Consider the following 9,393-nt stretch of genomic DNA (forward strand, 5'->3'; position numbering starts at 1 on the left):
TGCCGCCCACCGTCTACGAACGGAAAATGGCAGCACGTGAACCTATCGTTGTGTCCGAAATTACTTGACCACCACAGTCATTGCGTCGCTACATTAAGCCTGTAGCGCATCCCTCATGGATAATTCAGGGGGCATACAGAAACAAGATGAGCAAACGGGACAAACATTTTGAAAAAGTGAGGGAGTATAAGGATAGATTTCATCCGATGTCTCTCGAATTTTTGCGTGAAAAATTAAATTCACCTTCGCTGTACAAAGAGGCGGCTATCGCGCTTCGTGAGTTAATTGCTGAACGGGAATCGACTGCCTTCCGTCAAAAAGCTAACGAGTAATTTTTTAGGCGACTTGAGGAATCCCGACCGACCGCTTTGGGTTGCGGCCTGTCGTAAAGTCCGTGACTTTTCATGCTGGCAATCTACTATGCTGAATCGACCGCCGGGGTCCGGCGAAAACTCGACTTTCTACGCATTTTAGGAGCACGCGCTATGGTATGGGTTGTTTCAATCGATCAACAGCGCCACGCCCAGCACGCCGATGGCGATTAAGCTTAGCTGCGGCAAGGTTTCCGCCAGCGTCGCCTTACGCTGCAGCTGGGGCATCAGGTGGCTGATCGCCACATACAGAAAGCCGGCTGATGCAAAGGCCAGCACATACGGCACCAAGCTGCTGGCTTTGTCGAGCGTATAAAACCCCAGCACGCCGCCGACAAGTGCCATCATGCTGCATAGCAGGTTGAACAGGTAAGCCTTGGCGCGCGAATAACCGGCATTTAGCAGGACGACGAAGTCGCCCACTTCCTGCGGGATTTCGTGCGCGACGATCGCAAGCCCCGTCAGTATGCCCAGGCCAGGGTCGGCCAGAAATGCGGCGGCAATCATGATGCCGTCGGTGAAATTGTGAAGGGCGTCGCCTAGCAGGACCATGGCCCCGCTGCGTTCGCCATGACTGTGATGGTGGCCGTGATGGTGACCGTGCGCCAGCGCGGGTTGCAGCGGTGACTCGGGCTCCGGCCCGGCGCGCAGTATTGCGATTTTTTCAAGCAAAAAGAAACTGAGCAGACCCGCCAACAGGGTGGCAAACAGGCTTTCGGGCGGGACTTTCGCGTGCAGCGCTTCAGGCAAGGCGTGTAGCAGCGACGTCGCCAGCATGATGCCGACCGAAAGGCTGAGCATGCGCTCGGCCATGCGCGCCAGCAGGCCAAAGGATAAAAAAGCAGCGGCGGAAATGCTGATCACGCCCGACAGGGTCGTGGTCAGGAGGATAGCGCGGAGTGTAACGTCCATGAATGGTCTTCCAGTTTGGGTGAGCCACCGGAAGAACACCCCGCGCGGCAAAGCTAGTGCGTAATTACTGCAGGACGCCGGCGGCTTTGGCTGCGTTGGCAGCGAGCAGGTCCATCAGCGTCGGCGACAGGCAATCGTAGTACGGCAGGCCAAGTTCGGCCAGGCGCGCACGGACGGCGGCCATGTCGTCAGGCTTGGTGCCCGACTCGATGATCGACGACACGAACGCCGCGAATTCGACTGGAGACCAACCGGTCTCCTTCGACAGTTCGGTGTGCACGAAATCGAGGCCGTGGAAGGCGTGCTTCGTGTTTTCGATACGCCCATACATGTGCGTGCCGCACGTGGTGCACGCGTGGCGCTCGATGGTGGCGCTGGCATCGACGATCGCCAGTTTTTCAGGATGGGCGGTCACGGTGACTTTATCGCGCGAAACGACGGCGATCTGCGCGAACAACGCATCGGCGGGCTTCCAGCACTTGGTGCAACCGCAGGCATGGTTGAAGGCCGTCTGCGCGCCGATGGTCACTTCGACCTTGTCGGTGGCGCAGTTGCATGCCAGTTTGCCGCCGGCAAAGCCAGATACTGCCGGTGCACGGTTGGCGCCAATGGCAGGATGGATATTGATGTCTGTACTCAAGGTGCTACTCCTTCTATTGAAGCCAAAGCTTCGCGGTGAAAATTCAAGTGGTCATCGATAAACGTCGCGATGAAGTAATAACTGTGGTCGTACCCGGCGTGGCGGCGCAGCGTCAGCGGCTGGCCGGCGACCGTGCAGGCGGCTTCAAATGCCTGTGGCGAGAGCTGTTCGGCCAGGAATTTGTCGTCCAGGCCCTGGTCAATCAGGATCCCTTTTGGGAACGGGTTGTGGCTTGCGGCCATTAAGGCGCTTGCGTCGTGGTCCAGCCACATCTGCGAGCGTGGCCCGAAGTAGGTGCCGAAGGCCTTCTCGCCCCATGAAACCTGCGCCGGGGCGCAGATCGGCGCCAGGGCCGACACCGACTTGAAAAGGCCTGGATGCTGCAGGGCCAGGACCAGCGCGCCGTGGCCGCCCATCGAGTGGCCCATGATGCCGACCGACTCTTCGATAACGGGAAGTTCGGCCACGACCAGCACCCGCAGTTCGAGCAGATAACTATGCATCCGGTAGTGTTCGGACCATGGCGCCTCAAGCGCATCGACATAGAAGCCGGCGCTGGCACCGAGGTCCCAGCTGTCGGTTTCTCCCGCCACCCCGGCGCCACGCGGGCTGGTATCGGGCGTAATTAGGATCAGCCCGAGTTCGGCTGCTTTGCGCTGGGCACCGGCCTTGGCAGCGAAGGTCTCTTCGGTACAGGTCAAACCTGCCAGGAAAAACACGGCCGGGGCCGGGCCACTCTTGACATGAGCCGGCAGGAACACCCCAAAGCGCATCGGCAGCTTGATCACAGATGAATCGTGGCGGTAGTAACGCTGCACGCCGCCGAAGCAGGCTTGTTCGCTGATCAGTTCAAGCATCGCGGTCCCTTAGTAGAGAACGACGGAACGGATCGACTCGCCCGACTTCATCAGGTCGAAACCTTCATTGATGCGCTCAAGCGGCAAGCGGTGCGTGATCAGGTCGTCGATGTTGAGCTTGCCTTCCATGTACCAGTCAACGATTTTTGGGACATCGGTACGGCCACGAGCGCCGCCGAAGGCCGAACCGCGCCATTCACGGCCGGTGACCAGCTGGAATGGACGGGTCGAGATTTCTTCGCCAGCAGCAGCAACGCCGATGATGAACGACTTGCCCCAGCCTTTATGGGTGCACTCAAGTGCCTGGCGCATCGTGGTGGTGTTGCCGATGCATTCAAAACTGTAGTCGGCGCCGCCGTCGGTGATCTGGACGATCGCGTCGACCACGTTCTCGACTTCTTTCGGGTTCACGAAGTGGGTCATGCCAAATTTGCGTGCCATTTCCTGGCGGGCCGGGTTGATGTCGACACCGATGATCTTGTCGGCGCCAACCATCTTGGCAGCCTGGATCACGTTCAGGCCGATACCGCCCAGGCCGAACACGACCACGTTGGCGCCCGCTTCGACCTTGGCCGAGAACAGGACGGCGCCCACACCGGTGGTGACGCCGCAACCGATGTAGCAGACCTTGTCGAACGGGGCATCTTCACGGATTTTCGCCAGAGCGATTTCCGGTACCACGATGTAGTTCGAGAAGGTCGACGTGCCCATGTAGTGAAATAAAGGCTTACCGTCGATCGAGAAACGGCTGGTCGCGTCCGGCATAAGACCGCGGCCTTGCGTCGAGCGGATTGCCTGACAAAGATTTGTTTTTTGCGACAGGCAGAATTTGCACTGGCGGCATTCCGGGGTGTACAGCGGAATGACGTGGTCGTCCTTTTTCAGGGAGGTCACGCCCGGGCCGACGTCGACCACGATGCCAGCGCCTTCATGGCCCAGAATTGCCGGGAAAATCCCTTCTGGATCGGCGCCGGACAAGGTGTAGTAATCGGTATGGCAGATGCCGGTCGCTTTCAGTTCGACCAGCACTTCGCCGGCACGTGGGCCCTCCAGGTCGACTTCTTCGATGGTCAGTGGCGCGCCAGCGCGCCAGGCAATAGCTGCTTTGGTTTTCATGTGATGATCTCTCTGGTACGATAAATGTTTTGAACGAGATCATTGTGCAAGCTCATGCGCCTTGGGTGGCCGAGCTTGTCCGAGAATGGCAGGATTTGATGCAATAATGACCGGATATTTGCTTTAGCCCATCGCCATGAAACAATCTGTATCAAGTAGTGCCATCACGGTGGATATTGTTGTTTACCCTGGCTTCAAGGCTGTAGAGGCCATCGGTCCAATGTCAGTGTTCGAATACGCTAATTTGCACCGGCAACGACGCGGTCTGGCGCCAGGCTACGATGTGCGCGTGGCGTCGTTTAAACTCGGCCAGGTACGTTCCGATACACTGATGTCACTTGATGCGACCAAGGTAATCAATACCCTGTCGATACCGCACACAGTGATCGTCGTCGGAGCACGCCACATCCACGATGCGTTGATTGAAAGCGCCGCGATCATCGACTGGATAGCGGAGGCGGCACCACGTATTGACCGCCTTACTTCGCTCTGTTCGGGAGCATTCTTCCTCGCCGCTGCAGGCGTTCTTGATGGTAAGCGTGCTACCACACATTGGGGCGTGGCAGACCGGTTGCAAACTGACTTTCCCGCAGTGGAGGTCGATGCGGACGCCATCTTCATTTGCTCCGACAATGTCTGGACTTCCGCAGGCGTGACGGCCGGAATGGATTTGGCGCTGGCACTGGTAGAGCACGACTATGGACGCGAATTAGCGCTGGAAGTAGCAACTGAGATGGTAGTTTATCTTAAGCGCCCAGGTAGCCAATCGCAGTTTAGCGCCCACTTGCTCAGTGAGCGGACAACCAAGCCGAATATCCGTGGAATACAAAGCTGGATACTCGACAACCTGCATGAACGCCTGTCGGTGGCACAGTTGGCCGAGAAAGCCATAATGAGCGAACGCCATTTTGCACGTGTGTTTCAGCACGAGGTTGGAATGAGTGCGCAAGAGTTCATTGAGACTTGCCGTTTTGAACGCGCTACACAACTGCTTGCAGACATCGCTTTGCCGTTGAAGGCCGTAGCGGCGCGCGCCTGCTTTAACAACGAAGCGCACATGCGCCGTGTCTTTCTGAAAAAACTTGGCATAGCGCCTAAGATTTATCGAGAAAGGTTTGCAACGACTGGCGTAACATCAGGTCCCGTAGGCCCGTAGGCCCGTAAACCTTGCTCTGATATATTTAGAAAAAATCCGAGGCGGGTACGCCACATGAGCTAATCACCCCACCCGGTGTCAGCGTTCAACATCATATGTGCAACGCTTCAAGTCTTCAAGTGGCAGCTTTGAGTCGAATTCGGCCTGCCGGCGTAGGCATATTTCATTTGCAGTTAGCGCGAGCACGCTACCGCTGAATGCGAGCTAAGCGCGGTCGATTGTGAGCACGTTTGCAGACAGCGTGAGCATGGCCCTTCCGTCATTTGCAGTAAATCTGAGCCGGAAAACGCGTCGAATGCGAGCATGGTCAATTTCAAACGCGAGCCGTTACATGTACCAATTCCTAAAGTCGGGGGCTGTCAATCAGCGTCGAAAACTTTCCACCTTTCAGCGTCCAATACTTTCCACTTTTGAAGGCCGCTGAGCGCGACCTTTGCGCTGTTTGAATCTGTAGGAATCGTTGCCGGTTTCCAGGATTTCGCAATGGTGCGTGATGCGGTCCAGCAAGGCCGTTGTCATCTTGGCGTCGCCAAAGACCTGCACCCACTCTCCGAACGACAGATTGGTGGTGATGATCAGGGACGTCTTCTCATACAGCTGGCTGACCAGGTGAAACAGCAAGGCGCCACTCGACGGCGGAAACGGCAGATAGCCCAGTTCATCGAGAATGACGGCGTCCACCAGGCACAGCTGCTTGGCCAAGTTGCCGACCTTGCCGAGAGCCTTTTCCCGCTCCAGCAGGTTCACCAGGTCAACGGCATTGAAGAAGCGCACGCGCTTGGATTGATGGATGGCAGCCACGCCGATCGCCGTGGCCAGATGCGTTTTCCCCGTGCCGGTGCCGCCGACCAGAATCAGGTTGTGCGCCGTTTCCATGAAGGCCGCCGTGGCCAGTTGTTCCACTAGCGCTTGCGCGAGCGGCGTTTCGTTCCAATCGATGCCGAGCAAGTCGCGGTGGATGGGGAAGCGAGCCGATTTGAGCTGGTAGCGCAGGCTCTTGAGTTGCCGATCGGTTTGCTCGGCGACGAGCATACGTTCGAGCCAGAGTTCCGGCCGATGGGCTTGTTTGGGCTTCTCGGACTGCAATTCATTCCAGGCGGTAGCCATGCCGTAGAGATGCAGTGCCTTCAGTTGGTTCAACAGGTCAATGGACATTGGTCGATCCCAGCAGGTAGTCATAACGTTGGCAATTGGCCAGCGGCTCCATCGTCAACGCAATACTATCGGGCACGGCGATCGCCGCTGCCGGCAGATGGGGCGCGATGAGCCGGCGCAATTCGTTCATCACGACGGGGGCGCTGACGATGCCGCACTCCAGTGCCAGTTCGCACGCTACTGTAAGGGCATCAAGGCCGGCCTCGCCAGCGAGCATCAGCAGTTCGACAAAGGCGCGGTCGCCCTTGGGCTGCTTGAGAATCCGGTCGCGTACCAGTTGTATCGGCTTGGGCAATTCCCATGCGATGAAAGGGGCGCCATTGCGCAGTGCGCCCGGTTTCTTTTCAAGCACTGGCAGGTAGTGCCAGGGATCGCAGATTAACTGGTCACGACCGTAGCGCCGCGGATGCGCGGCGATCAGCTCGCCGTCGGCGACGACGTGGACGTGATCGGCCGTTCTGCGCACCGATACGGCCTGCCCGGCAGCGCTGGCGGGAACGCTGTAGCGGTTGCGATCGACCCGTACCAGGCAGGTCGACGAAACACGCATCATGTCCTCGACGTAGCCGTCGAACGTCGCCGTGACCGGCCGCAGCAACGGCTGTTCGTCGGCAAAACAGGCAGCAATGGTACGCTCGCTTTGCGTGGGGTGCAGGCGTTGCGCCAACTCCCGGCAGCGCTGTGCCAGCCAGTCATTGAGTTCGGCAAAGGAGGCGAAGCGGGCCAGCGGCGTGAACAGCCACTCGCGCACATTGCCGACCTGGTTCTCGACCTGACCTTTCTCCCAGCCGGAGGCCGGCGTGCAGGCGACCGGCTCAAACAAGTAGTGCTTGGCCAGGCACAGGAAGCGGCGATTGAATTTTCGCTCTTTGCCGGTGAAGACGGCGTCGACGACGGTCTTGAGGTTGTCGTAAATGAGACGAGCCGGCACACCGCCAAAGAATGCGAAGGCCCGGTTGTGTGCCTCTAGCACCATCTCCTGGGTCTCGCGCGGGTACGCGACGACGAACATCTGGCGGCTGTAGGCCAGCCGAAAATGGGCCACCTTGATCGTTTGCAGCACGCCGGCCAACTCCACCTGCTCGTGGCTCCAGTCGAATTGGCAGGCATCGCCTCGCGCGAACTCCAACGGGATGAATGCTTCCGTCAGCTTGGGACCATGGTGGCTCGCTTTCCAGCGCTTCACAAACCGTTGGACGCTGTCGTAAGCACCGCCATAGCCCAGTTCCTGCAAGCCCTCGTAGAGACGATGGGCGGAACGGCGGCGCGGCCTCGGCAATTTTGCCTCCAGTTCCAGCCACTGCGTCAGCTGCGCCTCGAACTGCCCAAGCTTGGGCGAGACCGGTTGCATACGTGCATAGCGGGGTTCCTCAACCGTATTCAAATGCCGGCGTACCGTTGGCCTTGAGATGCCCATCTCCCTGGCGATGGCGGAAATCGTCTGCTTCTGGACCAGATGGCGCCGGCGGATTTCGTAAATGATGTCCATGTAAAACACTCCAGATACCTCCGGCGAAATACCGGATGGTTACATACTGAGGTGGAAACTATTGGACGCTGTTTCCACCCCGAATCTGGAAAGTTTTGCACGCTGTTTGACAGTCAAGTCGGTGGCGCGCTGGACCTGGGAGCGCTATTCAGGGTCGGGACACTGCCACCGGGGCGTGATGCAGCTCGATCCCGATCTAGCGCTCGATGAACGGCAGCGCCTTGCGGCAGGCCGAACGCACGGCATCCGCCAGAATGCGACGGAGTCGAAGGTCCGGGCAGCGTGCAGGAAGCTTTGGATCCAGGGCCAGAAGATCACGCAGGCATCGGTCAGCCGGGCGGCGGGGGCTGGCCAGGCAGACGGTCGCCAACTACAAACACATTCTCACGGAGGTCGGAATCCCGGCGGCCGCCGCCATCGGACGCGCCCTGACGGCGAGCCCGGCTGTTAAATATGCTGCTCATCAGGTAACTGCGGGCCTTTCGCCCGGGTTGAGCGGTGAGATCGTTATTCAGATTGGTGATGTGTTGGCAGTAGAGAGACCGATTTTTGACGGTTGATTGCTGTGTCGAGTCTCCAAGCGGAGGGAGGTGTTGGGGTTACGGTTTTAGTTCTCAACGAGAACCCCCTTAACGCAGGCGGTCCAACGGCTTTATCGTTGGATCGCAATCGCACGAGAGTGCGAAGAGCGTTTTGTTAGCGTTTCTGCTTGAAATGGAGTTTCGCGTGCGAAAGTCATTCGCCTAGTTTTTTAGACGGGGTAGGGCGGAAAATGGGAAAAATCCTAGCGGTTGCCGCTTGCGTACACTGATAACATTGAATTTATGTCTAGTATTGGGAAGAAGAGCATGCCGTTTTGTTTTCCGATCATCCGTCCTTCGAAAGTGGCCTGGCATGCCGTTGTGGTTGCCGTGGCCTGTGTGTTTAGCTACAGCGCGGGCGCCGCCTCGTATAGGGTCATTAGCATCGCCGACGGGGATACGATCACTGTTATCGATGATGATAAGCGCATGGTCAAGTGCCGTCTTTACGGGATCGATGCGCCGGAAAAACATCAGGCGTACGGGGCGTAATCGAAGGCATCATTGTCCGAACTGATTTTCGATCGAATTGCCGAGATCGGCTTTTCGGGGCGCGACCGCTACGGGAGATCGATCTGTAAAGTTAACGTCGACGGGTTGGATATCAACCGTGAGCAGTTGGTTCGAGGCATGGCGTGGATGTATCGCCGTTATACAGTGGACGCAAGCTATGACGCTGCCGAGGGTGCGGCGAGGGCGGCGGGGAGGGGATTGTGGCGTGATTCCCTAGCGGTTCCGCCGTGGGAGTTTCGCCGGCGGGATTGACGCGGCGCCGCTGCTGAGGCGACGCAGTTCGCGTTCGCATCGGCCGTTCCGCGCTGGTTGGTGCGGAAGTTTAGAAACGTGTAAAATTTTTTGGAGGTTCGCATGGCAAGCGTCGTGAAAGGAAGCAAGATTGCATGGATGCTGGAGATTGGTCGGTGGGTTGCGCACGAGCGGCCCCCTGACGGTTCGCACATCGTTCATATCAATCCTCGCGGCGGCACAGCGACGTTGGCGAATGACATTCGCAGGACTTTTTCGACGTCCAGTTTCGGCCGGTTGCTGTGGTCTAATTTGCTCGGACACCTCGATAGGTGGAAAATACACCACCTGAGGAGTTGAACATGACAACAA

At 58.1% G+C, this 9,393-nt stretch carries 10 protein-coding genes; 4 read left to right on the plus strand and 6 right to left on the minus strand.

Translation table 11 applies throughout. The features are described from left to right. Positions 1–146 precede the first annotated feature (146 nt). The gene (locus tag ACP7B7_RS31215; protein ID WP_426079296.1) at positions 147–332 is read left to right on the plus strand and encodes a hypothetical protein; all 186 of its coding nucleotides are present in this window, start codon (positions 147–149) and stop codon (positions 330–332) included. A 168-nt stretch (positions 333–500) separates the two neighbouring features. On the opposite strand, the gene ACP7B7_RS31220 is transcribed toward ACP7B7_RS31215, so the two are convergent. The 4 genes from ACP7B7_RS31220 to ACP7B7_RS31235 form a co-directional block, all read right to left on the minus strand. Then, the gene (locus tag ACP7B7_RS31220) at positions 501–1,283 is read right to left on the minus strand and encodes a ZIP family metal transporter (protein WP_426079305.1); all 783 of its coding nucleotides are present in this window, start codon (positions 1,281–1,283) and stop codon (positions 501–503) included. Positions 1,284–1,347: 64 nt separating this feature from the next. Then, on the minus strand, positions 1,348–1,923 hold the full coding sequence (gene gfa, locus ACP7B7_RS31225) for an S-(hydroxymethyl)glutathione synthase (RefSeq protein WP_426079297.1): 576 nt from the start codon (positions 1,921–1,923) through the stop codon (positions 1,348–1,350). Beyond that, a complete protein-coding gene (gene fghA, locus ACP7B7_RS31230; RefSeq protein WP_426079298.1) occupies positions 1,920–2,780 on the minus strand; it encodes an S-formylglutathione hydrolase in 861 nt (286 codons plus the stop codon). The genes gfa and fghA overlap by 4 nt, the downstream gene beginning before the upstream one ends. Before the next feature lie 9 nt (positions 2,781–2,789). Continuing rightward, the gene (locus ACP7B7_RS31235; RefSeq protein ID WP_426079299.1) at positions 2,790–3,896 is read right to left on the minus strand and encodes an S-(hydroxymethyl)glutathione dehydrogenase/class III alcohol dehydrogenase; all 1,107 of its coding nucleotides are present in this window, start codon (positions 3,894–3,896) and stop codon (positions 2,790–2,792) included. Positions 3,897–4,032: 136 nt separating this feature from the next. Between ACP7B7_RS31235 and ACP7B7_RS31240 the strand changes: the two genes are divergently transcribed. Next, the gene (locus ACP7B7_RS31240; protein WP_426079300.1) at positions 4,033–5,052 is read left to right on the plus strand and encodes a GlxA family transcriptional regulator; all 1,020 of its coding nucleotides are present in this window, start codon (positions 4,033–4,035) and stop codon (positions 5,050–5,052) included. A gap of 387 nt (positions 5,053–5,439) precedes the next feature. On the opposite strand, the gene istB is transcribed toward ACP7B7_RS31240, so the two are convergent. Continuing rightward, the gene (gene istB / locus ACP7B7_RS31245) at positions 5,440–6,207 is read right to left on the minus strand and encodes an IS21-like element helper ATPase IstB (protein WP_426079301.1); all 768 of its coding nucleotides are present in this window, start codon (positions 6,205–6,207) and stop codon (positions 5,440–5,442) included. Next, on the minus strand, positions 6,197–7,696 hold the full coding sequence (gene istA, locus ACP7B7_RS31250) for an IS21 family transposase (RefSeq protein WP_426079302.1): 1,500 nt from the start codon (positions 7,694–7,696) through the stop codon (positions 6,197–6,199). Before istA ends, istB begins: the two co-directional genes overlap by 11 nt. Positions 7,697–8,544: 848 nt before the next feature. Between istA and ACP7B7_RS31255 the strand changes: the two genes are divergently transcribed. Then, positions 8,545–8,769 carry a thermonuclease family protein gene (locus tag ACP7B7_RS31255; RefSeq protein ID WP_426079303.1) on the plus strand — a complete coding sequence of 75 codons (225 nt, stop codon included), beginning with the start codon at positions 8,545–8,547 and terminating at the stop codon, positions 8,767–8,769. A gap of 12 nt (positions 8,770–8,781) precedes the next feature. Continuing rightward, on the plus strand, positions 8,782–9,042 hold the full coding sequence (locus ACP7B7_RS31260; RefSeq protein WP_426079304.1) for a thermonuclease family protein: 261 nt from the start codon (positions 8,782–8,784) through the stop codon (positions 9,040–9,042). The last annotated feature ends 351 nt before the right edge of the window (positions 9,043–9,393 follow it).

This window comes from Janthinobacterium sp. PSPC3-1 (assembly GCF_049896105.1).
In the GTDB taxonomy this organism is placed as follows: Bacteria; Pseudomonadota; Gammaproteobacteria; order Burkholderiales; family Burkholderiaceae_D; genus Janthinobacterium.